Genomic DNA, 26,514 nt, shown 5'->3' on the forward strand with positions numbered 1-26,514 from the left:
CATTTGACGATGTATTGGTAAAAACATACCATTTTACAAGTTTTCCAATTATTTGACAAAGCTCTTTTTTAATGACGAAATACCTAATATACAAGATAAGAACATAGAGAAATGATCTTTTGTTATTTTACAAATCATGGATAGTCTTTGTGTACGCCCTTGCACTTTCCTTGGAATCAATCATTATCGAATATCTTACGATATACTTTGTTAGGATTTCTCCTATAGTGCTTTCTTCTTTGAGTATTACGCTATCTGGTATAATGTTGTTATCGGTCGGATCTATTATCTTTAAAAATTATAATGATCTTATAAAGATATTTACTAAAAGTTGGAAATCTCTTATTATGGCATCTTTGTCACTTTCATTAGGAATATATGGATGGTATGACTCTATAAATCGAATAGGAGCTTCGAAAGAAGCCCTTATAGCTGCACCAATAGAAATCATTCTTATAATTATTCTAGCAAGAGTATTTTTGAATGAACGATTAAACAAATTTCAAATTGTTGGTATATTTATAGGATCTCTTGGGTTTTTCCTGTCTCTGGCTAGCGACGTGCCTTTTGATTATTTCAACAATCCAAATCTCTCAAATTTCATTGTGGGTGCAAATATTAATTCAATATTTCATACAGTCTTCTCATTAGTCAGTTTCGGTGATTTGGAAGCAATCCTTTCTGCGGTAGGTTTCGCAGTTGGAGTATTATTTCTGGGAAAATTAGTCAAGAAACACTCTTCAATTCAGGTGGCAGGTGCATCCATGTTTCTTTCAGGCATGATTCTTGTGATATTCATGGTTCTTTCATTGTTATACGAAACAGCGTTTACACCAGTACAATATTTGAATGAATCACCATCTCAGGTGGAATTGCTGTCGGTACATAGAAATCTAGTTCTCTTGTTTTTGTTTTCTCTAATTCCATTTATTGGTTCTTTATCTTATGTAATTGGCCTCCGTAGGATTGGTGCTTCTCTTACGGCAACTATAGGATCTTCTAATATCGTAATTATACTCGTAATTCAAATAGTCTTAAAAGAATTAGGATATCCTAGTCATTTGCCTGAAAATATATTTTTGGCCACTTTTGGATGTATCATAGGATTTCTAGGGATTTTCGTAATTCATATGTCTGATCTTATAACCGCAAAATCAAAGAGATATTATTAGCAGATAAATTATTAAATTGTAAGAAGTCAATATCAACACTACATTCCTATCTAATTAAGATATATATTTACTTGATAAAGAATTCGTATCGTCAGACTAATATAACAAATTCAAATAAGTTTGATAAATATTAAGTTCATTATTTCAATAATTATTTGTCTACTTGCCGATATTTTTGATCCAATTTTTACAAATAAAGCGATACCTTATTGGTATTATGCATTTATGATACCTATGATTGTTCCACCGAATTAGATATTTGGTCCGCTTGGGTTTATCTCATATATCAAATGGGCCCAGTGGGCTTCCGGACGATATCAGTCCTTTAATATTGATTCTAATATTTGATAGATTCAAATCTGATGATTATGGTTTTAGCACCATCCAAAGTGGAACATTCCATTTCCTTATTACTGATTGAATTTTAAGTAAATAATCCGATTTACTAAAGCCAAAAAATAGGCAATACTCAAATCCCTCATTCACTACATCGTCAACATTATTTTCGTATATATTAAACATCCTACGCAGATGCGACCTAAATTTATATAATATCTATCCAAGAAAAAATAATGGAATTGCTTACAAAAATCGTAAAGCTGATCAAAGGGAAAGAACTTGAGATGTTAATAAAAAGGACTGGCAATGAAATCACTTTGAATGGGGCAAAGATAGGGTTTACAGATTTAAATATGGGTCTGGCGAACTTCTCTAATAAATTTATCGAATTTGTGAAAACAAATGAAGTTGCAACTTCACTTGATAATTGTCAGTATCACCTAAGCAAGACAATTACAAATATAAAAGATAATGATAATTTTAAGCAAGAATGTCAACGAATTAGACTGATGATCATTGTAGCATTTCACCAACTAAGTCAAATAATAGGAACCGCTAAAATGACTTCGGATGAGAGTCTAAAAGAACAATTGACAGAGTGGATTAGATATATGAATGACCTGATCAAGCATTCTATTTCGATACTGGAACCAGGACCAAAGTTAATCACTAAAGGACCAGTTTATGATCAAATTATGAAATATCAAGGTTTAAGTGAAAAAGATATGCAAGAGGCAATAGATAATTTATGAATTTTGATTATTTGTTGATTCTCCAATATAGTATTCATCTAAATAGGAATTTTAATCGGAGAGAGAACTGCTAGTATTAGTAATGAAAGAGGAATAATGTTCTTGTTAACGTTTTTGAGTCTGCTTAGTTTATTGAAGGATAATTGTGCATACAAGACCTATTAATTTATTATCATTCCTTAACTATTCATATGAATTATTTTCAGAAACTTTAAATTTTCGATTTCAATGTCTTACAATATCCTTACCTGTGATGACAATCATCTTCTATAAGACCAGAGACGGTTCCTTCTAATCCTACATCATATTTGGATACCGATACGAAGTACTATACTGAGATATGTTAACACACACATATGCGATTCACAAGCCATCAAAAGATAAATAGTTTCTTGTTTGTATAAGTAATAACACGTATTATTACTATTATTGGAATTATACTATAGACAAAGAAAACTCACAGCTAGATTCAACTTCTGCTAGCACTACCAAAAAATGGTATTGTAGATCATACCATACACTCTTATATCATTCTGATAATGGTGGGGCGATTATTCTTGCGAGCTGAATCATCGAGTTTTTTCCTCTTTGAATCAACTATAAGGAATTTTCAATATACGCTGTGCATATGTTGAACAAAGATAAGAATCAGCCTTCCCCAGGAGTGTCTATAGTAAAAGTTTATCTTTAAGCAGATTATTATTCAAAATGAATTAATGTTTAAAGTTACTCTGCCCAATGGTCGTACTATTGTACCTGCCTTAGTTGTTGTAGATATGCAAAATGGTTTCGTATCAAAGGGAGGATCTTATGATATAATAGGATATAACACAGCCTTATATAGGGAAGTAATTCCAAAAATTAAAGATTCAATAGAATTCTGCAGAAGTATGGGTATTCCTGTCTTTTACACCGAGGCAGTGAAGGAGGAGAGTGGCATAGATATTCTTACAAACGTACATAATATCTTACCAAAATCAAGACAGGAGAGGTTGAAAGTACCTATCTGTGTTAGAGGTACATGGGATGGATTAACAATCGATGAACTAAAACCGGATAAGAAAGATCCTGTAGTTATCAAAAGAAGGGATTCTGCTTTCCAGGATACAGATTTCAGAATTATGCTTCAGAGTCAAAGTATTAATTTTTTGATATTTACTGGGATTGATACTTCTATTTGTGTAGAGACCTCATTAAGGGAAGGATTTAACATAGGTTACGATGTAGCAATAATATCTGATGCTACGGCATCCGGAGATAAGAGACACTACGAAACAACACTAGAAAGGGTAAGAGATTACTATGGAATAGTAATGGATACAGAGAAGTTTAAAGAAGTTATTGGCAAACTGGATAAGATGCGAAAAGGTGAAGCCAAGGCCTTTGTGGGGTCACAAGAAGAAGCGAAAGCCTGGTTAGAGGAATTTAATTTACTAGACCCTAGGGGATTTCCTTCTGAACAAGTTAACCTTTAGAATAGGTTAGTCGTTGTAACACTTCATTTTTGTGCAGTTCATTTTAATATATGAAATTTAGTTTAGTTAAAATCCTCATGTCATACTATTTCTACTACCAAAGTGCCATCTATTCAAGTGTGGGGAATAGTTGTTCTAACGAGATATTAGGCTACGACCAAGAATCATATCGTTTATAATTAGATTGTTTTGATCCTTTACTAAATGATTTTTATGATAATGATTTTTCTATGCAAGTAGCATATCATTTTCATCTAGAGTTAAAGAATTAATTGCAAAACTATAAAAATTATCGAAGGGACAAAAAATTTTGACATAAAAAATTAAAGTTGATGTGAGCGTCTTGATAGCTTCTCTTGTTATTCTATGGTTACATTATCAGCGATAAAAAATGATACCAGTTCGTCATTATTTTCATAACCTATAACCATTTTCCAGGTAGAAAATCCATCATCTAGATTTGGTACTATGAAAAAATCAGTATTAAAAAATTTGAAGTGATCCAAAAACACCCTAGCAAATTCGTTTGAATCAAAACCTATAATATTTCCGTTTTCAACATTCCTGCCAACCAAAAAAATATCTAAATCATCATAATCCTCTCCACCTTCTCTAGAAAATACAAATATTTCACCTGGTTCCAGAACCACATTATTTGGTTGTTGTAGATTGTTATAGTATGCTGTAATATCATTAGTATCGTCATTTTCTATAATTTCATAATCAAAGTCAATCCTGATCTCTTTGTCATTATTTGACAAAGTTACAGTACACGGAGTTTGGCCATTAATCCCAAGGAACTCTGAACTAGTACCATCTATCGTATTACATACTACTTCGTTTTCATTCGAAAAACCAGAAATATTGCCTATTGATTTATTTAATGCGAGACTTTGTAATACATTCCTGTCGACTTGTATTTGCCTTTGATTTTCATTTAAGGGAATAATAGAAACAAGTTTGTTATAGTTATTTGTTGAATCTGAATCATTTACTCCCAAATAAGTTGAATTCGAGTTTATTTTAGATATGTCAAGTTGAGACACGTTAGTGTTAAAACTTGCACGATCATTTGTCTTGATTGTATCGGAGCTGGCCAAAGCGTAGAAATCAGTATAGGGGATCGTTAATGTTAAAAGAATCAAAGATATAGTCAAAATACCTATTTCAAGTAGAGATGGTTTACAATTGCCAATCTTTATTATTGACATATTAATGAATGGTTAGGGTACTACTTATAGTTTTGGCAATAATTCCAAATAACGTGAGTCATTGGGTATTCTAGGTAATCAGTTACAAATGTTTTCTATTCCTAAAATGGATCTTTTAACTAATAATAAACATTCAGGCATTATAACGTCATTTATGTTTGCAAGATCAATTGGAATTTTTAAGTTAAAATTAAAAACTGATTACTCTAAGAGCACTTCTTAAAGATGTAGTAATATTACCAAACCAATGTTTTTGGTAATGTTACCTTTTATATTTTGACATCTGCGATTTGGTCTATATGATAAGAGAAAATTGAATATTGCTAGTGAAAGAATTTATATAATTACTTACAGTTTATGAAGGTGATTTGTTTTCCAAAATCAAAAATTACGTATGAATGACGAATTATTGGAATCTCAGGTTCTTGCAATTGTTTGACAGAACTTAATTAATAATTCTGTTATATATTTAGGCACTAATACAAAAACAATCTCCAATACCAATAATTACCATTAAAATGCAATATTCCTAAATACATGATATCTCAAGCATTTATTTTCAGAAACTTTAAATTTTCGATTTCAATGTGTTACAATAACCTTATCAGTGATGAGATATATAATATCTGAATTATTGATATCTAAGATAGAGAATAATAATGATAAAAAGAATCGTGTTCAGTCAAAACTAATTCTAGTTAAAGAGCTAAATGAAGTACTTTCTATTGAAAATGCAGCAACACTTAGAATAGCTTCCCGAATAGACAAAACTCCAATTCGAGGGTTAAAGCAGGTATTAAGAAGGCATCTTAAAGTAACAAATATTCAAAAGATCAGACTTCGAGATATAATAAGCCAATTTGGAGAAAAACCCACAGATAAAAAGACCGACTTGTTATCATTATTCGTAACTACTAATGTAAACCCAACACACTCTGAAATCAATCTTTCAGAGAATTCAAAAATAGAAGAACAGAAGAAGGATTTAAAACATTCTTTACCAGAGGACTATGAAATCATACAACTTAGACAAGATTTTGCGATAAATCATGGTGAATTAAGGGCGTACGAATCATTGATAGAGAACATGCAAAAGATTGACATTCCAAATAAACAAAAGAATTTGTCTTTACTCGAAAAGAGTATGAAGGAAGAAGAATTGATGGTTTATTGGTACAAAACCCATACACCTTTGATACTTGATAACCTTTGGCCAAAGGTAATTCATTCTACTGTGAGACGTGGTCAAAACTTTCTCCTTAGCCATGTCGGCACAAAGATCCCAATAATAATCATATACGCTGATCTAGTTGGTTCAACGAAGATGAGTATGACCTTACCCATTGATAATCTTGTTTCTATTGTCCGGATTTTTGATTATCATATCTCAAACGTTGTAGATACTTTAGGTGGGTATGTCTTAAAATATGCTGGGGATGCAGTGATCTCTTTTTTTCCAAGTCACATTGATAATCAGAACAAATATTCTGCTTCAGATACAGCAATCGAATCTGGGAAATTAATGATAAAGTCGATCCAAGAGGAAGTGAATTCATTTATGCATAAAATATACAAGTTTCCAGAGCTTTCCGTCAAAATAGGGATAGATGCGGGAGAAAACGCAATTGTTCAGTTCGGATATGATCAACGCTCACCTATTGACATATTAGGATATGGTATGAATGTAGCATCGAAAATAATGTCAATAACAAGTCCAAACAAAGTGTCCATCGGGGAGAATATATATAAATCACTGGATCCTGATTTACAGAACGAATTTCACGAACTAACGATACCTAATGAGCGATGGAAATATGTGAACTATGGTACTAAAAAGCCATACAAATTATACACATCCAATACGTAGAGATGAATTAATGGAAATATTCAATTATATAGGCAAGAGTGAAGCGATTTTTTTTATTATCTGTGATTCCATAAAAATGGGGGGGGGGTCGGACTGATCATTTTGATATCCTAAATAATATACCTAATTGGATTTCAAGATTCTAAAATTGCGATAGTGCTAATATTATGACTCACATACTATTATTCTATATTAACGAGCTTACTAAAGTTGAAGACTCATTATTTTTCCAAATTTAATTTAACTAGGTCATACAAGTGTTGTCTAGAGTTCAAAAAGACAAATTTCAAAACTCAATATTCTATTCTACGTATTGAAATCGTCTACCCCATTTAAATGGTTATAGACCTTTTTGACATTATATTAATAAAATGTATGTAGTTTGGAAAGTGTATTAAATGAATCTTTTTAATGACAAATTTGTTAATGTATTAAACAAAGATGGTGAAGCAAACTATTATGGAATAATAATGACAACATCAGAAGCAAACACATACTATAATTTGTTACTAAAGAATATAAATTGGAAGAACGATGAGGCATTATATCACGGAAGACACATAGTTACAAAGAGAAAAGTTGCTTGGTATGGTGATCAAGGTTTTCTTTACACTTATTCTAATACCACAAAGCAAGCACTACCTTGGACCAATGAGTTAATAGATCTGAAAAGAAAAACAGAATTAATAACAAATTCGCAGTTTAACTCTTGTTTACTTAATTTATATCATGATGGTAATGAGGGAATGACTTGGCATAGCGATGATGAAAAATCCCTGGGAAAAAATACCGTCATAGCCTCTTTAAGTTTTGGCGCGGAAAGAAAGTTTTCATTTAAGCATAGGCGTACAAGACAAACAATCTCACTACTATTAGAGAATGGAAGCTTGCTTGTGATGAGAGGTAATACACAATCAAATTGGTTACATTCCTTACCTCTCTCGAGCAAAATAAATCATCCAAGAATAAATTTGACTTTTAGAACAATCATAGACGAACCAATCCATGACACAAAGTTGACTTAGATAACATACTAATTTAGTTATTAATAAGATTGATTTTTAGGTAAATCAATAATAATCATTAAATGGGGGCTGTCAAATGGGAAAGATTCTATTTGGAGTTCACTTGCCAGTTATGGGGTTTGATAAAACTAACCATGAGAAGAAAGGAATAGACGAATCGCCTAATACACGAGAACAGATATTATCTATTATAAAAAAGGCCGAACTTCTTGGATATGATTCATTAAGTGTAAATGATCACATCGTTTTTAGAACTAGCTGGTTAGATTCATTAAGTGTATTGTCTGTAGCAGCTGCAGTAACCGACAAGATAAAACTTGGGACTTCAATACTGAGTATAGTTGTAAGAACTCCTGTAATTTGTGCCAATGCTCTATCAGCCATAGACGTACTATCATCAGGACGCTTATTTGCAGCAGGAGTAGGACCTGGTTCACATAAAGGCGACTATGACGTATGTGGAATTCCTTTTGATCAGAGATGGAGTAGATTCGAAGAGGGATTAGAAATTTTGTATAAACTTTGGGATTATACACACGCAGAACAAAATTATGTATTAGATAAAGTAGATTATAATGGCAAACATTAGAAATTAGAGAAAGTATTTCTTGCACCTAAACCATATCAAAGACCTCATCCTCCTATTTTCATAGGAACTTGGGGATCATCAGAAGTAGGTCTAAAAAGAGTAGCAAAATATGGTGATGGTTGGATGGCATCTGCCTATAATATTACACCAGATGAGTTCAAAGAAAAATGGGATATACTTTTATCGTATAGAAAAAGATTAGGTAAAGATGCTGAATTATTTGAAAATTCCATTATGTCGATGTTTGGATACATTGATGATGACAAATACAAAGTTAGAAAAACGGTAAAAGATATTCTATCTCCTGCATTGGGAAGACCTGTAGAGCAGTTAGAAGATTCACTACTTTTTGGCTCTATCGAAGAATGCATCCAAAAGATAAATGCTTTTTATGAAGCTGGAGTCAAACGAATACATTTTTGGCCCATAAGTGATTTTGAAGAACAGATCGAAATTTTTAAGAAAGACATAGCTTGTAACTATTAGATTAAAAGAAAAGAGACAGATTAACAGAAGGTCCAAAGATTACATTTAGTTCACTACTCATAAAGTATGAGATATGGCTATTGCATTTACTATGTTAATTCCATGCTATTTCTTCTATTTATTCAATAAAGAATATTATCTCGTATTTCTTGTAGTAATTAAATGAGTGATAACCCAAACGATACCCGAATTAATAAGGTAAATACACGAATGCTGAAAACCATGTATGAGTCCCTTCAGAATAATCCTTCTGCAATGACAACAGCAACGTTTTATGTAAAATCGAATTGGAATGGTGGTTTTGGTGTTACTTCCAGTTCCAAAAATTTCAGCCTTGGTGGTAGAACCATGGAAAGGAATACAGAATACAAAATGGATTACGATTTTCCCATTCAATTTTCAGGTGAAGGAAGCGGTCCCACTGTTTGTGAGGTCTGTATGGGTAGCGTAGCTGCGTGTTTAATACAAACTATAGTAGTTCATGCTACATCAAGGGGGATCCTTATTGATAGCATTAATGTTGATGTAGAAGGTGATGTTAATTTGCGTGGTTTTACCGGCATAGATTCAAGTGTTAGACCCGGGGCCCAGCAGTTTAGAGTAAATCTGAATATCAATAGCAATACTGCATCAAAGGAGCAAATTGATGAACTATATGAAATTGGAAAAAAGTTTTCCCCTGCGTTTGACACATTAACCAACGGAACTTCAGTTGTTATGGTTGGCTCTGAATGACGATATCTAGACTCTAAAATAACCAATTTAAACATATTGAAGTGTCCGCAAATTAATGGCTACATTCTCCAGACAGTCCCTCATATATCAGTACGTTTGAATACTAAATATAATGGGACATTAGAAATGAATTTATTTGTAGATTCGTTTACCCAATTGCGTACCATTTTTCTTGTTCGAAACATGATAAATGCCTTGACGATTAATACTCTAACAAAATTTTGGGTACTAGGGGGTTTATTTCGGTACATAACAGGATTCAATCTGGTATTTCACATACAGAACTTTGGTTTTAAATTTTTAAAGACATTACAGAGGAAAATTGTAGTACTTAATCCGGGTTCGGTGGGCTTCAGGACGATATAGGTCTATATCATAGATTGTAATGAATGTTGTAAATGTTAATTTCAAATTTTTGAAGAATTTTGGTAATTTGAGTTATGAATTAAGAGTTGTTATCATATATCTACGCGTCCTAAACCCTTTAGAGCATATAGAAGATAAAATGAAGAGTTCGTTTCAATCCTTGTTCTATTGGAATAGTCTTTCATAGGGCATGTTCGTTAATATCCATTTTCTAATCCAATATCCCTAATTTTACCAATGATAGTGCTATTGAAAATAATCCAATATAGAGAAAGATGATAAACCAGATAGCACCATCTACTTCTTTTAGTCTCTTAATTTTATTCATTTCATCTGTTCTTTTTGTATATTACCATTAAATATATAATTTTTCAATCCTTGTTCTATTGGAATAGTCTTTCAGAGAGCCTAAGTAGGCGTACAATTGAGCACATTCTACATCATTTTTTACCATTATCCTCAGATACGTCATCGGTATTAGCTATTAATGAGACCCTAATTAAAGATCCAACGCTGCATATTTTCCTATAACAACAACTAATGCACTCATTGCTAAAGTTTTGATAGAATTCCTTTAATAATAATTTGATTGACAACACGCTCTTATTGTCACAAAGGACTTAACTCTAGTTATATCAGAGTCGGTGCAAAAGATTCTTTTGAGAAAGTAGGTCTGTAATGCACCACTTATGATATCTACTATTCACCTAACCTAGAAAAACACTATGCTGTAATACAAAAAGGGTACTCAAAGTTCAAATCAACATTATCTTGCAAAACTAACGGGCCCGGTGGATTTAGTAATAGATAAATTATGAGTCTAGTTGGTATGAAAATTTGATCAGAATGAGCTGATTAGTAATAAATAAATCTTTTGGCTGGTGCTAAATACCAGTGGATACCTGCGGTTAAATAGTATAATAACACAAATTATTACAATGTCTAAAAACGATAAAAGAGAAAATTATGACCAAACTTCGTCTTTAAATAACAAAAATGTCGATAATCAACAAGATATTTACCAAAATAACCAAAGATTATATAATAGAATTATAGAAAAAAACACCGAATCCCTTGAACAAGCTTTCGATGAGTCAAAAACAAATATAGATAAAAGTATCAGAGAAGCAAGAAATCAGATTCCACGTTATACTGAAACTGTCAATCAAGTTCAAGAACAAACACTTCAGGCTACTAAAGATATTACAGAAAGCTACCTTGAATATCAAAAACAAACGATCGATTCTTTTCAATCAATATCTACACCATATCTATACAATGTAAATTCCCAATTTTTGAATAATCAAGATTACTTTAGAAGAATACCAGAAATATACTCAAAAATAGTAAATAATTTTGCAGAAAATACTATATCTATGAGCAAAATTTTTAATGATATGGCATTCTCTAATATCGAATTATTCAAAAATGTAGTTGATAACACAAAAAAACAATCCAAACATCTTGCAGAAATAGGAAAAAGAAATATATCAGCATATGAGAGAATCGAAAGAGAAAACAACGATGTATTATTATCAACTCAAAAGTATCATCAGTTTAAAAATTAAAAGAGATAGATGAATTAGTCTTCTCTAATTCTGTCAATTTTTCATTTGTAGTTTTATAGAAAACCTACTAGATCTCAAGAAATGAGATAAATTGATCATCAAAGCCTGTTATTCTTCTGGATTAGTATGTACTCCCCATTAGTAAAAATCGAATTTAACCAAAGTACACTGGAACACTTTGGACAATTATTTTGATTATAATGGCAATTATCGTTATAGTAGTTTAATTACGATTTCTTTTTGGAATATTAGTCATAGCTCCTGTAGGATTGGAATTCGTTAAACCTGGTACAACCATCGATACAGCGTTATCGCTAGTTACTGGCATCTAGTAATTGGCGAAATGACATATGCGTCTAGAACACCTATGATTCGTGATGAGAGACAGTTGGGGATCGATTCTATCGCGTTGATAGGTTTTAACACAAGTGTGAACTGGTTATCGGGTTAACTTCAGAATAATAAATTAGATAGTGAAGGATTAAAGTAATTTATTGGTTGTTAGTCATTAAACATGTGAAAGAGATCAATTCTATATTGAATAAAGAGGACATTGGCTTTACTAATGCAAAAAATATAGTTATCTTTGTGTCCTATTTCTGGAGAACACATTTCTATGAGATGTAGTACAGTAACCACAAAAATCTACAATACCGGGTTTGCCATGACACATACATTCACAATTATTTCCTAATGAAAATCTTTGTCTCACAACCATATGTACCATCCATGCCTTATAATAATATGTAATGATTTGGCTTTAGTATAATAGTTATATCAGACTGGGTTATAATTCCAAACAAATAAAGATCATCTTATAGAGTATCATATTCTGGAATTATTTGAATCCATATGGTTAACGGGCCTGGTGGGCTTCTGGACAATATCGGTCATATATCTTGGGATCTACTTAATACTATAGATGTTTCTTTCAAAAGTTTGAAGAAAATTAGTTAAATCTAGCTAATTTTGACGTACATCATAAAAATATTCTTAATTTATATCGATATTTTTCATTTCGATTTATTTCTAAATTAGTTCATCCAAGATCCAGTATTTGAGCATGCAAAACAACATGAGTAAATGAGAAAATATCACCAATATCAAGAAAATTTTACAATATCACTAATAGCTGATATTTTAATATCTTTATAAACTGACCATCAAAACTATACATTTTACAGATGATAACTAAAGAAAAATATGACTTGATTGTCAAGTTGTTAAAAGAAGGTCGTACTAATAGAGAGATTTGCAAAATTGCTAGATGTTCACCTAACGAGATTACCCCAATTCGAAAAACAATCTTTGATGAAAATACAGTTACAGATGTAGACATGAAAGGTAAATCTATCTGCGCTCAAGTATTCGACTTATTAGAAAAAGAGATCTCCTTATCCCAAATTGTAATAAAAGTTGATATCGATCCCGAAGAGGCTATGAAATTACAAGAAAAATATCTCTGTGTGTCAAAAAGGGATAAAATCGTCAATTTACTAAATGATCAAAAAAGCATGGATTTAACTATCGATATATTAGAATTTCTAAAAGCAAATCCCGATCTTCTGAACAAAATCAAAGGCTTTAAAGACTTACAATTGTTGGTTTGGAATTTGATGATTGATAGAAAAGAGATTGAAAATGATATAAAAGTAGATAAAACTCTACTCAAACATTTTGATAAACAAATAGAAAATAGACGAGAAGAATTGGGACTTGAAAAGTTTTAACTAAGGCAAAAAATAAATCCTCTTGTCATGTTTGCTTAGTCATCCATATCGATTTCACTACCCACACTGAACTCCGATGGGACAATCTATTATTACAGCGGGCCCGCTGGGCTTCGTAATAGATATATTACGAGTCTAAAGTACCTTTATTTCTTTTATATAGGGGAATATTACTCAATGAACGTTAATCAATCTTTTCAAAGCATATGGTTAATCATAGAAGCATTTGGAGATATGGGCTGGATAAATATTAGTAATATTCTAATACTTTCTCATGTATACTTACACATTTGAATCACGAAATTTTTAGATCTAACACAAATACAGTGTTACTTGTAGAATTTATACAATATTTTAAAGTAGTTCAAAATTTATCATTATGTACAAATTTTGGAGGATGGTATTATGTCTAAAATAGCACAAGCAAGGGAATTTATTGATAACTTTCCAATTCAAAAAATCATGGTAGGAGATATGGAAACAGAATACAAAGTTCTTGACAATCAAAGTACTAGTGGCAATAATAAGGACAGTACTCCTCTCCTTTTCGTACCTGGATTGCGGATAACTATGGACATGTGGCCGCCAACTCTATTATATGATTTTGCTCAGTCTAATTACAGAGTTATAGTCTACAATAATAGGGGCACTGGAAATTCTTCTGATGGGACTAAAGAGTATACAATTGGTCAGCTCGCCAGTGATGCTGCAGGATTATTAGATGTACTTGCCATAGGTAAAGCCCACATTCTAGGTTGGTCAATGGGTTCATATATTGCGGAAGAATTGGCCCTTTTACATCCGGATAAAGTCAGTAGTCTTATTTTGTATGGTGCGGGTCCTGGTGGTGACAAAGCTATTCCTTCTAGTGCTGAACTAATGCAAACGTTGGGTGGAGTTTCGGGTACTCCTGAAGAACAGGCAAGACAAATACTTTCATTTTTTTTCCCTCAGTCATGGCTTTCGAACAATCCAGACTATATAAATCAATTTCCCCTGCTTAAAAGCACAGTATCCATGGAAACTACTCAAAAACAAGCACAAGCAATAGTTGGTTGGAATGGAATGTATGATTCCCCATCATTGATTACTCACCCAACATTAGTCTTGATGGGTACAGAGGATATCATTACGACCCCTAAAGCAGCATTATCATTAGTCGAAAAGATTCCTCTAGCGTCACTTATACAGGTAAAAGATGCAGGCCATGGATGGATGTATCAGTATCCAGAAAAGTTCACGAAAATAGTAAATACATTTTTAGAAATCATTTGAGAATGGGTTGTAAGGCAATACTACTGTATTTTCAGGAACCAGTATATTATTTAGTAATATGTTAAACATAAATAATTCGATAAAACAAGAATAAAGTGGTTACCTCTTTCGTCAATTTCATAATCCCGTAGCATTACTATGGGGAGGATAGCAAATTAACATAAGACAAGGCTAAGGCCAGGAGAATTGGACATACACGACATTGTTGGATCGAATATTAGATAGTTTAAATGTCGATTTGATATGACCTAGTTACCCAACGAAGATCTTTATGAAATCCATTACCCTGACGGAATAATTTAATTGCTTTAAGATAATAAGGAACTGTAGATGCCCGTGGGGTAAGTTCCTACTGGTAATAGGGATCGACTAATTTCTTCAAACTATTAAGGAAAATCAGTATTTTCCAAATTGCAGTAGATGTTCTAAGAAAGCTAATTAGACAACATTCCTTCATGTATGGTATTTAATCCATTGTTATCTATTATTTATTTTAAAGGTAGCCGGAATGATTCTATCTTCTTGTGAAAAGTCTTCTTGATAGCAAGAACAAAATGATACTAAATTTAGATCTTACATTTCACTTCCTTCTTATAGGCCAATTGCAAATTTAGATATACATGATAATACTTTTTTTCCAACCATCACTACTCGATTTCTTTACATTAAATTTACCTTCTACAAAAACAGGTTCTTCTATTCCCCAACTCCATTTTTTTGTAGGTTTTATTCTTATATATCGAGAATGTGGATGATTTGTGTTAGACTTGTAGCCTTCTTTCCGGTCAACCGTGTCTGCTCATCCTTAAATTCTAATACCTCGTGGGTCCCATGGATTTATACTTCTTAAATCATCAATCACTAATGCAACTTTGTTTTTTTAAGACATTTTGATATTTCATAGATTTTAATATATCTATTTCTCTTACCAAAGATACTCCTAAACTAAAGCAAAATCCACAAGCGAGGATACGGATTAGATATCTACTAAGTAAAAAGCCCTCTACTCTTGTATTCTATCTGGAAAGCCTCTTGGTTAGGTAAAATAAGGAGAAAAAAGCATGTGTATGTCCTGACTATGAAAAATGTTATAGCCCTAATCGGAAGCGCCACGACGTCATCGGCCAATCATAAACTGATTGAGTACATCCGGACAGAAGCTAGTGATACTTTCCAGGTAACGATTTATGACCGGTTGAAAACATTGCCACATTTCGACCCGGAGCTGTCTCTGGAACATACCCCGTCAGCAATTAGAGAGATGCGCAATCTTATCGAGGATGCGGATGGAGTCATAATCAGTACGCCGGAGTACGTGTTCAGCATACCGTCGGGGTTAAAGAACGCCATAGAATGGTGCGTGGCCACTACCGTCTTTTCCGGAAAACCCTTAGGAATTATTACCGCTTCCACAAGCGGGATTAAAGGTCACGAAGAATTGCAGTTGATCATGCATACCCTTACGGCAACCTTTACACCCGAAACCACTTTGCTGATCCAGGGTGTTAAGGGAAAAATTGATGCACACGGAGTTATTATCGATCTCGAGACTAGGGAAAGCTTGCGGCTCTTCACAAAAGCCTTATCGGCCTTATTGGGTAACGAATCACATTAGAATAGTAAAATCAGTCGACGTCTGGTTACTGCTACCCTTTTACAATATGTATCTAGATATCTCATACAAAAACAATATAATGATTCTTAAACACTACCGCTCATGGTTTCAATAATTTGACATACCATTATTAGAATTAATGAAGACAATTCTGGTCTTGCGTTCCCTTACATGGAGAATGCACGCACTGATAACGATCAGTGATAATCCAGATGATATAATAAGGCTATGGCCATGTCATATGTTTACCTTCAATAGGAAACAAAGTATGAGAAAGTGAGGCATTCTACATAATAGAGAGGCGGGCCCGGTGGGTTTAGTAATAGATATATTACGAGTCTAGATTGCAGATAAAGACATCATAGGTTCTTCCATAATCTATTTAGCCAAATATGTGGGAGCGTTAACCAAAAAAGTATTAAAACCCTCTCAAAATTATTAAAAGTTACTTCGCAAATTATGTTATCTGTAACCATTTAATTTATAACTGTGAGAGGCTTTCTTCCATGTAATAATAGATTAATGTTATTTAGAATAATATCTGTTGTTGTATTTGTTGCTTCTAATGTCCATCCTGCAATATGGGGAGTATATACAAAATTATCTAAATTCAACAATTTATCAATAGGATTAGCTGGTTCCTCATAGAATACGTCAAAGCCTGCTCCCGCAATTGTTCTTGAAGTCAAAGCATTGTATAAAGCATCTTTATTTACTATAGATGCTCTTGAAACGTTTATCAGAAAAGAAGATCTTTTCATACGAGCAAATTCTGTTCTTCCTATCATATTTTTTGTTTCTAAAGTAAGAGGAGTATGGATGGAAACAACATCGGCTTTACCTAAAGTATTTTTTAAATCGGTAATACCTTTAATTTCATCCACCAGTAAGCATTCTGAAACGCAATATTGAAGAGTACTAATGTCTTTAGATGTATTGTAATTCATAGTGACCTTATTCCTTAATTCAGGTCTTTTTGTAACTGATATGACATTCATACCAAAAGCCTTAGCTCTTTTTGCAACCTCTATTCCAATTGCTCCCAAACCTATTATAACCATTGTCTTATTATATAATTCAGTTCCTAAGACGTTTACAACTCTTCGTTCCTTTATTCCTTTTTCTGCACCTTTTATGTTTTTAGCAAGATAGATCATAAGGAATATGGTATGCTCAGCCACAGAGATATTGTTGACATGAGGAACATTAGCTACATAAATAGATTTTGAAGCACAGTATGATACGTCCACATTATCCACTCCTGTTCCTATTTGTTGAACAAGTCTTAATTTAGGACAGAAATCGATTATCTGTCTATCCAATTGTCCTAGACCATTTATAAGAATGTCTGAATTAGATATTTGATTTCTAATTGGTTTATTGTAATCTACTCTATATGCTGTTAGACCCAAAGGTTTAAGCTTACTACAAAGTTCTGCTTCTAATCCTGCTGCATAAGTTAACATACTGATTTTCAAAGTCAAATATCATCTCCTTAAAGCTTGTATACTCCTGTCTCCCTAGAAAAATAACAATATACGTTTAAATCCTCAATTCTTTGTCTGAAAAATTTAGATAGATCTACAATAAAAAATATTTTTAAAATTGGACTCTCTATCGCATGAAGATTTTGTGTTATGTTTTTGGAAATGATAGTTCTTTTGTTAGGATAACTGATATGGTACGTTGACACTAATATCAGTAAACTCTTTGAAATAATGGCAATAAATAATATTAACAGATAACTAATTGACATACTGTACATATATAATAGGATTATATTTAATTTAATCTTTATTAGTATTGGGTCTGTTTAGCAATGGATAGCATTTTCATTAACTGATAAATACTAGGAGGTACTAAAATATATTAAATTAATAGTAAAATACAAAAAAATTAATGTTTAAAGATTAGTGTCTGTACCGAATTGGGTTCAACTTCTAAGTTGTTCATTACTTTATATTCTCCATCAGGAAAATAAGCTATTATCACATATTTTCCTGGATTCAAATTTTGAAATACATACTTTCCTTCTTGTGTTAAGTCTGTCCTTGTTGTTTTAGATAGGCCATCTTGTCCTGCGGCTATCACAATCGTTCCAAGGGCTGGTAATCCTGATGAGGTAAAAACATATCCATTCACAGCTCCTAGTCCATTATCATATACTGGTAATGGATCAAAGATAGACCCCATTGTAGCATTAGGCGATGAAACACTATCCAGGAGATATCCGATAATTAGAATCGTTGATATCATTGTTACGCTAATGGTTATTGTTTTCCTGTGTATTCTAAGTAGATTTAGTATATGTGACTGCTTTGTTTGCTGTATTTCATTGTGTTTGTGTTTTATTGTGATATATTGCATTGTAATAACAATATCATATAATAATCATTTTATTTAAGTCTTTGTGATTGCTTTCCAAAATCTATATGTTGTGTTCATTTTTTTAAAATAATTCTATGAAGTAATAAGTATTGTTATAAATTTTTGTATATTTACTATTGAAGGTGTTAAGAATAACAATCAGTAGACTTCATTTGGATATTCTTGTTGAATTAAAGTGGTGATAGAATTACAGCGGGCCCGGTGGGCTTCGAATCCATGTGGTACATGGGAACGATTAATTTATTAAATTTTTGTAGAGATCAATGAGTCATTTCTGGCATTAATTATAAGGCGGGTCCGGTGGGTTTAGTAATAGATATATTAAAAGTCCAAAATTCCGAATTAGTTATTCTGATTTTGAAGGTTTTGGTTTGAGCCGTGTCGGATTTATATTGTTAACGGTACAAATTTGAGGTTATTGTGAGATACTTGTGATCATTCCAGAAAGCGATCTTTCTTAAACTCGCATACCATATTGATTATTTATTTCCATCCTTTAACTTAATCTGTAGAGGATAAAGGTTCGGGGCAAGAGTTTCCCGTTGTGCTATCACCGCTAAAATTGGATTCAATCCCTATACTTACCAAGAAATAATTAAACTTTTAGAAAAATTAGTTTGCTCTTGCATTAAGCGACTTTATGGATCAAAGAGGGTTGGGATTTGAACCTTTTTCTTCCATTCATCAGTTCGTGCAGCTGTCCAATAATAAATGGTTGAAAGTCAATATGTTTGGTGCCATCTCTTTTTTTTGAGATTCCTCGATGGACTTATTTTTCTACTTTTAAGCAAGGGTGTTAATAAAAAGTTGGATGAAGAGACATGTTTTACTAATTATAATTGCAATTACCGTATATTTGGTGTGGACATTTGCCACCTACCTTTTTGAAGGTAGAATAAACCTACTACACATAGATGATCCAATTGGACGATTGGAATATTCTGTTATTGTAAACATGATCATAGGAACTGTGATAGCATTACTAGTTATCAGGCCATTTATTATAGAGTCAGTTATAGAGTCAGGTCAATTGTCGTTGAGTCAGATAGGGTTTAGATCGATAAAAAACACGGTTGTGTTAGTAGCTGTTGCAGGAACGATAGGGTTTCTGTTATTTGTCATTCAAGGATCTGCGTCACTAAATCCTATTGTATTTTCAAATGTATTTTCTCAGACATTACCTACATCCATAGCAGAAGTGGTAGTATGTTGGGCTGTCATGGGTGCTAGCATGGAATCTTTTTCAAAGAACAAATTTGGGAAAAAACTTTCAGTTATAGTAGGCATCATCACATCCACAGTGCTTTTTGGTGTTTATCACTTTGCTCATAGTGAGCCTTTCAATCAGATCAACACGGTTATGATACTAATGTTGCCCGGTTTATTAACAAGCATTGTTTATTTCGTTGGACGCAATATTTATGCTACTATCGTTTTCCATAATTTCCAAGCTTTATTCGGTGTATTGGCTTCTGTTGAAATTGAACACATGTTACAAATACAGTTTCTGGTTGTAATGCTTGCAGTAGCCTCAGTTTTGGTATTGATAATTATGGATAGATTCATACTCCGCAGAAAATCAGATAGCATTTTTGAATGGAAAATGAAAAGGTAGGAAAAAAAGAGAAGTCACCCCCTTTCAATTACCATTTATAATATCAATATTTAATAGGATTATCATATTGTATCTCCTTTATCTTGAACTTGGCATAGGTAAAGTTACCTACTTCACTATTCCATGATACCTCGATGTCCCACGGAACCAGTATATTTTTAGTAACAGCATAATTTGAATAGTGACCAAGCCATTTTTCTTTTACAAAAGAATTATCAACTGCACGGTATCTGTCAGCATTCATTTGTACGATTTCACCTTTTTTATCGAAATGAAATAATGCCTCAACTCTAGTCCTACCGTAATCAATTATGGCCTTTGCAGAATCAGAATCCACAGGTTCCCAGTGTAAATAACTACTGGGCAATAATGCAGTCGGAAATAAAGGTGCTTCTGCAAGCCATCTCATAAGCTCGCTCTCATCCAACTCCTTACCTGTTGGATCATCTGCTATTGTGAAGATAGACATTATTTTTATTTGAAATGTGCCCCTACCTTCCAAATACTTGTCAACGCCGGTAATCCATACTAAAGGTAACAATGATATTTTTCCAATCCAAATAAAACCTGGTGTCTCAGTGGTAAAGTACTCTTGTCCTTCGATTGACATCCATTTTTGATTTTCACCTTGACGGAACTCTCCCGTATGCTTTAGTTTAATATAACTGACGTAATGTTGACCCTCCTCTAAGGAATGTGTGAAGTATCTCTTAACAGGCTCTGGAAGATTCTTTATCTGGTCCATGGAAAAAGTTTTGTTTGATACATCCTTTGAAGCAGAATAAAGTCTTTCAATTTCTCTTTCTATTTGTTGTTTGAATAACATATCACTGAGACCAATAGTAACAAAGTATGCAAAAACTGCAACAGAAGATATTATTATCGCTAGTATCAAGACTTTGTAGCAGAATTTCACAGGTTGACATCGCCTTGTCTTTACTATCCACTAAGCATGACTTTCTTCTTCACCGATTCTTCACCGATCATTCTTCACCAAGCATAGTTTGTTCGATTGACCTTCTTGGTGTTGGCAGCACTTCTCTATCCGAATAGCCTATTCGTAGAAGTAATTGTGGATTTTTGTCAATATGGTCAAGTATTAGACTGCCTAGTCTTTTTCTTAGATCTGGGACTTCTATAGGTTGGTTTAGGTAAGAAGACCATATATTCTCAGATTTGAGATACAAAAGTATGTTTGACATAGCTAGTCCCACATTCATCCATGAAAGAGTGTTATCAGTGTTTGTACCTATCACTAACAGAACAGGAGAACCTATAGCAAGTTCCTTGTCTTTAGCTGCTTGTCCTTTGCCAAAGTCAAACGTTCGTATTACAAACGGGCCGACTAAAGACATGATATCACCAAATCCAAACGCATAACCGGGCATTCCATCTCCAAGATGATTTCTATTTGCGTGGACCCATGAAGCCAATTCCCTCCTAAGCTTTTTGTCGGACATTTGAATGATGTCTCCTTCTGTAATCAGTTTAGCAATTTGCTCTTTTTCCTCTTTGTTCTTCTCAATATGAAGCCAGACACTGTCATATTTATGAGCGATGGATTGAAGGTTGGACAGAACCTCTTGCGAGATTTCCTTATCTTCATCAAATCTAAATCTGTTTGTTCTTCTCATAGTGATCGAGTTAAACAATCTTTTTAGTTCGTCATTCTTATTTTTCTCTTGTTTTTTATGGATGTCCATTACCTTAACGATAGCCAACAAATCATCATCGTCGCCCTCATTTTCTCTTTCTCCTTTTTGTTGTTGTGATAACAAGGTTGCTTCAAATCTATAGCCAAAATATGATATTGCTAACTGCAAATTAAACAAGGCGGAACCACAACTTATTATTAATTCTCTGTCGTCAGGATCTACAACAGGTAATGCTCTGGTTCTGTCAGCATACAGATGAATTGTGTTATCATCAGCAAATATTCTAAATGCCCAAGGCTGGGTATTGTGACCTGATGGGGCTAAAATAGCATAATTGAGAAAAAATTTTAACTTATCAAATGGTTTATCATAACTTGAGAACCGAGTTTCAGATACCTTCCAAGGTTCAAGACCTTTATTATCTGTGTCTTTTTTTGTTGATAACGGCATGATATTCAAAGAAGGAGCAATTAGAAAAGTATTATGTGTTGTATACAGAGTTATTTGACAGAATTTTTTAGATATTCTATGAGTGTATAATGGTAAACATTGTCGGGTGGGACTTAGGCCAGAGGTTTCCGTTGTGCTATTACCACTAAAAAAGTATCAAACATGAATCTAAAACTTTAAGGTAGGAATACTACTTTAAACATTATCTGTAAATGCATAATGAAGATAATCAAAAAATAGATCTTGTTTGGACAAGACGATTTATTACAGCAGCCATAGTTCAAGGAGCAATTATCGTAGGTCTAACAGTCTTCATAATATTTGGAGAAATATCGATATTAGAACCAGGTGTATCTAGAGTGATAGCATCAGGAGGAGCAGGTACATGGTTTTCTCTAGGCTATGTAATGTACATCGTTGTTGGAGTAATAGGCGTTGCAGTATCAGCATTGTTTTATTTATATATAGAACGAGTCCTTAAAAAACAGTACAAAGATCATAAAGGTGCAAGAGTAGTAGCTTGGATACATCTTATCCTTATGAATATAGGTACTACCTTTGCAATGGGTCTATTGATGCTAGCCGGGTATAAAGGCGGAGCAGCCATGCTTCCAACTTCGGTAGGTGGATTAGGATATAATGCCGGACAAGCACATGAAATTCTTGCACCTTTTGTAGAACCCATTGCTGCTGCTATATTGATATTAATTATTGGTGTGATCTGTGGTGGAATCGGATTCTTGGTAATAAGCCGGAAAGAAAAGGACAAATAAGCTTTTCATATACACAGAACCGCTATAAAGGTCCTTAAGTCCACGGACAATCTTTGCGATTGAGGGCAGTATATGATAATAGAAAATCGCTTTGACCAAATGTTGGTCATTCATGATGATTTTGGAAATACAAGAAAATTATCATTCATGTATATGATGTTGTACAATGTAGGTCATTGTATTAAATAATTGCAACTAATTCATACACAATAAATAGTCTGAAGATTAAATCAAAAGAATGACAAAAACTAAACACTTGTTAATAGCTAGTACGGTGCTGTTTACTGCCGCAGTAGTTTTAGTCGCATCAATGAATAGCAACAATGTGATGGCTCAGTCAGCCGATGGGATAAACACCTTTAGTGCTCAAGGGTCTATGGGAAACTTGGTGCTATCTCCTGAAGCTATGCAATCATTGAATGCATCGCAAGATACGAACTTGAATTATGTAACTGGTGGAAACTGGAGCTTTGATGTGTCAAACGGACAATTGCAAGACTTCAAAGTCGAACTAAATCGACATTCATTAGGAGGTCATGAAGTTGAAACTCACGTTATAGACGGATTAACCGATGTTACTCCCATAATAAACACCACGGGAAATAATGAGCTTGTCTTAGTTGGTAATAATACACAATTTAAGGGTCTAGCTAATATTAAAACTGTTGAGACAGGTAAAGTATGGGAAGATGTTCCAATATTAGCTTATTTGATCAACGGACATATACTTAACATATCTTTTGATCCAGCAAAAACTGAAGGACATTTCTTGAATCTTCCATTGTTAGGTGTGGTAACATCATTAACAGAAGGTAGTAGTGGTAGCCAAGCAAACTCAACTGCAACCCAGTAGTTGATTATTTCTCAATTTTTTTTGATCTTTTATTTGGATAAATTATTTCTAGATTTTGCTTATGTGAGTGCATTATTTGGTATCATACATCTGCGTATAAATTCTTAATAAACTAGAAATCTTGTAAACTCGCTTATGTAACTAATTTATCACTCAATACTTGCATTATTGTTATTATTGATATTCAAGTTCGCATGATGTAAAATGATTGTTTTACACACTCAACAGGAAGATAAAGAGAGTTTTAAATACTATAACTACTTATCAAATGTAACTGTGCACCAAATTGGGTCATGGTAACAACCTTTGCTGCAAGAAAGATTGGTTATGAAGTCAAGTTTCACAATTGATTTTTAGAATTGATAGTAGCAAATGTGCTTATTGAAACTTCACCAGTTTTGTATTTTCATTAATTAGAAAATACGAGCGCTAAGAATAGTTGTTTAATTGAAATAAATGCTTGTTATCATAACCAAAAAGATCTTTTAACATCTTGTTTTAGATGCTTTATGTCCCTTCTTTCAAAAGGTGAGATTCAATACCTTGAGGGTCGCAAGCAGATGTCCAATTCATAAGAGAGAGAAATGAAATGCATAATACTAAAGAGGATTCAAACCTTAAGAAGAGATATTTTTCTAATAAGCAAAACTAATTCCTATAGACCAAATATTTGACATGAAAAATCCGATTATCACAGCCAATACTGAATCCTATAAAACACAATATACAGTTGCTGGACGACTTACCGCTACTGAACCCATATGGGCCGGGTCGGATTTATATGGTTAAAGGTACAATTTTTGGGTTGTCCGACTAACTACATGTTACACCAATTCAGATAAGCATAGGATATATCCATTTACCCTGTCAGGTTTGGTCCAAATTTTGGATTTTGTATGCAGTAATCACACTAAACATTTCCTATCTTTCTATCCAATATCGAGTTGATATAAATTTTTAAATGTTGACGTGCAATATTATTCCATATTAACTCTGGTTTAAACTCTTCAACTTTTTGAACATATTCCGAGTAACCCACTTCCAATCTCTTAAGGGCACCCTCAAACTCGCCTGGTTTTCTTTTTACTGTAATACCAAGGCCCTTTTTTTCAAACTCTTTAAAAAAACCCAAATCAGTTGCTATAAAAGGAAGACCATGGGCCAGGGCATCAAAAAGAACTCCTGAACCAGAGGTAACGGTATACGGTAGAATGATAACATCAGAACTATAAAGCAAAATGGAGAGATCCATGTCGGTTAAAAAACTTTGATTTAAATTGATGATTTTCCGGTCTCCGTTATTAGCATACCCTTTGATTTTGTGATCTAAATATTCAATTGTTGTGACTGTTGCATGATCTTTTGTCCCATAAAGGTTTTTTGATTGGTTAATCACTATAACCCAGTCATGGGGAATATTTAGGCTACTTAACAAGTCCCAACCCTTGGTGTCTGTTGCGAATCCAAAGAGTAATCCTATTTTCTTATCTACCGGTAATTTAAACTTTTTTCTAGCCAATTTCCTTTCTAGAGGCACAGGTAAAGTAGGTTCTCCACCATGGTAAACAACAAACAAGTTGTTCTTTTTTGAGATCGACTTAGTCATGACTATTCCATTTGATATCAGATGACCTAAATAATCTGAAAATACAATATTGGAACTACTTTTTTTCATCTTGTTTTTATTGGATTTCTTAAACTCATAATAGGTTGACAGGGATATCATGAATTCATTGATTTTCTTGAAAGGATTAATTGAATTCGTATTTGTATAATTTTCTTGATTGTATAATAATTTGGATGGCAATGTATTTTATGCAGAGGTAAAATACAATGAGAAAAATAAAACAATATCCTTGGTCAAAGGACATGGATGGGCCTTTAATGGCAAATCAGCATGGAAAAGTATTCTAGAAAGATGGCCAAACGAAACAAAGGATTGGGTTGGGAGTAACTATTTTTGTTATCTATGTGTTAAAGGATTTAAAAACAATCCATTTAATTACTTTCCTCATGAGGAACAACAGGTTACAAATCCTAAAGACATAATACTACTTAGCTATAATCCCTTCGGAATACAAGAGCATTTGAACAAAAATGCTACAGTGGCAACATACGAACTCAATTACGGAAAGGGAAGGACAATAGCATTAGGAATTTATTCAGATGATATTATAGAGAATGGACAATTTGATAGATTCTTTGATAGTCTTATAGTAAAATATGGACTGCATAACGACACTTTATCAAAATAGTTAGTTTATTTCATACGGCTCTTTTAGATTTACTATTGTGTCATTTTCAAAAGCATTGTACTATCCAGTCTAGTCAAAATCACTATTATTCTCAAAATCAAACGGGCCCGGTGGGCTTCAGGACGATATCGGTCCTCTGGAGTAGGTCCTAATGCTTTTATAAATATCATGAATTAAATGTTTCTCTATCTTCATAGTTACAATATATATAATTGTTAGAGGAAGAAAAGTTTAGTAAAGCGTTTAATTAAATTTTTGATGTTATCATAATGAATAAATCATTCTATTTCAATTCTGCATATTGTTTCTAGGAATGATCT

General features: G+C 33.1%; 23 protein-coding genes. 16 read left to right on the forward strand and 7 right to left on the reverse strand.

Annotated elements, in window-relative coordinates:
- Positions 1-119 precede the first annotated feature (119 nt).
- Positions 120-1,172 (forward strand): EamA family transporter, encoded by a 1,053-nt coding sequence (locus NMY3_RS04845; protein ID WP_196817796.1) that lies wholly within the window; start codon positions 120-122, stop codon positions 1,170-1,172.
- Between the two features lie 366 nt (positions 1,173-1,538).
- On the opposite strand, the gene NMY3_RS04850 is transcribed toward NMY3_RS04845, so the two are convergent.
- Positions 1,539-1,694 carry a hypothetical protein gene (locus NMY3_RS04850; protein ID WP_196817797.1) on the reverse strand — a complete coding sequence of 52 codons (156 nt, stop codon included), beginning with the start codon at positions 1,692-1,694 and terminating at the stop codon, positions 1,539-1,541.
- A 50-nt stretch (positions 1,695-1,744) separates the two neighbouring features.
- On the opposite strand from NMY3_RS04850, the gene NMY3_RS04855 reads away from it, so the two are divergent.
- Together NMY3_RS04855 and NMY3_RS04860 are read left to right on the forward strand one after the other, a co-directional pair.
- Entirely contained in the window at positions 1,745-2,263 is a 519-nt protein-coding gene (locus NMY3_RS04855) for a hypothetical protein (RefSeq protein ID WP_196817798.1), read from the forward strand.
- A gap of 716 nt (positions 2,264-2,979) precedes the next feature.
- Entirely contained in the window at positions 2,980-3,738 is a 759-nt protein-coding gene (locus NMY3_RS04860; protein ID WP_196817799.1) for a cysteine hydrolase family protein, read from the forward strand.
- Between the two features lie 359 nt (positions 3,739-4,097).
- On the opposite strand, the gene NMY3_RS04865 is transcribed toward NMY3_RS04860, so the two are convergent.
- Positions 4,098-4,949, reverse strand: coding sequence for a hypothetical protein (locus NMY3_RS04865; RefSeq protein ID WP_196817800.1), 852 nt, complete (start codon positions 4,947-4,949; stop codon positions 4,098-4,100).
- A gap of 610 nt (positions 4,950-5,559) precedes the next feature.
- Between NMY3_RS04865 and NMY3_RS04870 the strand changes: the two genes are divergently transcribed.
- The 9 genes from NMY3_RS04870 (at position 5,560) to NMY3_RS04910 (ending at position 16,205) form a co-directional block, all read left to right on the forward strand.
- Entirely contained in the window at positions 5,560-6,816 is a 1,257-nt protein-coding gene (locus NMY3_RS04870) for an adenylate/guanylate cyclase domain-containing protein (protein ID WP_196817801.1), read from the forward strand.
- A gap of 398 nt (positions 6,817-7,214) precedes the next feature.
- A complete protein-coding gene (locus tag NMY3_RS04875; protein ID WP_196817802.1) occupies positions 7,215-7,841 on the forward strand; it encodes an alpha-ketoglutarate-dependent dioxygenase AlkB family protein in 627 nt (208 codons plus the stop codon).
- A 76-nt stretch (positions 7,842-7,917) separates the two neighbouring features.
- Positions 7,918-8,430, forward strand: a complete 513-nt coding sequence (locus NMY3_RS04880; protein ID WP_196817803.1) for an LLM class flavin-dependent oxidoreductase — start codon at positions 7,918-7,920, stop codon at positions 8,428-8,430.
- 123 nt (positions 8,431-8,553) lie between these two features.
- Complete coding sequence (locus NMY3_RS04885) at positions 8,554-8,916, forward strand: hypothetical protein (RefSeq protein WP_231100288.1); 363 nt, start codon at positions 8,554-8,556, stop codon at positions 8,914-8,916.
- A gap of 162 nt (positions 8,917-9,078) precedes the next feature.
- Positions 9,079-9,651 (forward strand): OsmC family protein, encoded by a 573-nt coding sequence (locus NMY3_RS04890; RefSeq protein WP_196817804.1) that lies wholly within the window; start codon positions 9,079-9,081, stop codon positions 9,649-9,651.
- Positions 9,652-10,955: 1,304 nt separating this feature from the next.
- A complete protein-coding gene (locus NMY3_RS04895; RefSeq protein ID WP_196817805.1) occupies positions 10,956-11,585 on the forward strand; it encodes a hypothetical protein in 630 nt (209 codons plus the stop codon).
- Positions 11,586-12,769: 1,184 nt separating this feature from the next.
- Positions 12,770-13,315: a hypothetical protein gene (locus NMY3_RS04900; protein ID WP_231100290.1), complete on the forward strand. Its 546-nt coding sequence runs from the start codon at positions 12,770-12,772 to the stop codon at positions 13,313-13,315.
- A 405-nt stretch (positions 13,316-13,720) separates the two neighbouring features.
- The gene (locus tag NMY3_RS04905) at positions 13,721-14,590 is read left to right on the forward strand and encodes an alpha/beta fold hydrolase (protein WP_196817807.1); all 870 of its coding nucleotides are present in this window, start codon (positions 13,721-13,723) and stop codon (positions 14,588-14,590) included.
- 1,078 nt (positions 14,591-15,668) lie between these two features.
- Entirely contained in the window at positions 15,669-16,205 is a 537-nt protein-coding gene (locus NMY3_RS04910) for an NADPH-dependent FMN reductase (RefSeq protein ID WP_196817808.1), read from the forward strand.
- Between the two features lie 476 nt (positions 16,206-16,681).
- Here the strand turns inward: NMY3_RS04910 and NMY3_RS04915 are convergent, their stop codons facing one another.
- Both NMY3_RS04915 and NMY3_RS04920 read right to left on the reverse strand, forming a co-directional pair.
- Positions 16,682-17,689, reverse strand: coding sequence for an NAD(P)-dependent oxidoreductase (locus NMY3_RS04915; RefSeq protein ID WP_196817809.1), 1,008 nt, complete (start codon positions 17,687-17,689; stop codon positions 16,682-16,684).
- Between the two features lie 412 nt (positions 17,690-18,101).
- Positions 18,102-18,572, reverse strand: a complete 471-nt coding sequence (locus NMY3_RS04920; protein WP_196817810.1) for a carboxypeptidase-like regulatory domain-containing protein — start codon at positions 18,570-18,572, stop codon at positions 18,102-18,104.
- 832 nt (positions 18,573-19,404) lie between these two features.
- Between NMY3_RS04920 and NMY3_RS04925 the strand changes: the two genes are divergently transcribed.
- The gene (locus tag NMY3_RS04925; protein WP_196817811.1) at positions 19,405-20,208 is read left to right on the forward strand and encodes a CPBP family intramembrane glutamic endopeptidase; all 804 of its coding nucleotides are present in this window, start codon (positions 19,405-19,407) and stop codon (positions 20,206-20,208) included.
- A gap of 43 nt (positions 20,209-20,251) precedes the next feature.
- Here NMY3_RS04925 and NMY3_RS04930 read toward each other — a convergent pair whose 3' ends face one another.
- A complete protein-coding gene (locus NMY3_RS04930; RefSeq protein ID WP_196817812.1) occupies positions 20,252-21,124 on the reverse strand; it encodes a DUF6920 family protein in 873 nt (290 codons plus the stop codon).
- Positions 21,125-21,191: 67 nt separating this feature from the next.
- Positions 21,192-22,313, reverse strand: a complete 1,122-nt coding sequence (locus NMY3_RS04935) for an Acg family FMN-binding oxidoreductase (RefSeq protein WP_196817813.1) — start codon at positions 22,311-22,313, stop codon at positions 21,192-21,194.
- A 212-nt stretch (positions 22,314-22,525) separates the two neighbouring features.
- On the opposite strand from NMY3_RS04935, the gene NMY3_RS04940 reads away from it, so the two are divergent.
- Together NMY3_RS04940 and NMY3_RS04945 are read left to right on the forward strand one after the other, a co-directional pair.
- Positions 22,526-23,086, forward strand: a complete 561-nt coding sequence (locus tag NMY3_RS04940) for a hypothetical protein (RefSeq protein ID WP_231100292.1) — start codon at positions 22,526-22,528, stop codon at positions 23,084-23,086.
- Between the two features lie 238 nt (positions 23,087-23,324).
- On the forward strand, positions 23,325-23,939 hold the full coding sequence (locus NMY3_RS04945; protein WP_196817814.1) for a hypothetical protein: 615 nt from the start codon (positions 23,325-23,327) through the stop codon (positions 23,937-23,939).
- Between the two features lie 910 nt (positions 23,940-24,849).
- Here NMY3_RS04945 and NMY3_RS04950 read toward each other — a convergent pair.
- On the reverse strand, positions 24,850-25,746 hold the full coding sequence (locus tag NMY3_RS04950; protein WP_231100293.1) for a glycosyltransferase: 897 nt from the start codon (positions 25,744-25,746) through the stop codon (positions 24,850-24,852).
- On the opposite strand from NMY3_RS04950, the gene NMY3_RS04955 reads away from it, so the two are divergent.
- A complete protein-coding gene (locus tag NMY3_RS04955) occupies positions 25,736-26,194 on the forward strand; it encodes a hypothetical protein (protein ID WP_196817816.1) in 459 nt (152 codons plus the stop codon). The genes NMY3_RS04950 and NMY3_RS04955 overlap by 11 nt on opposite strands.
- Positions 26,195-26,514: the final 320 nt, after the last annotated feature.

Origin of the sequence: Candidatus Nitrosocosmicus oleophilus (assembly GCF_000802205.1) — an archaeon.
Taxonomy (GTDB): Archaea; Thermoproteota; Nitrososphaeria; order Nitrososphaerales; family Nitrososphaeraceae; genus Nitrosocosmicus; species Nitrosocosmicus oleophilus.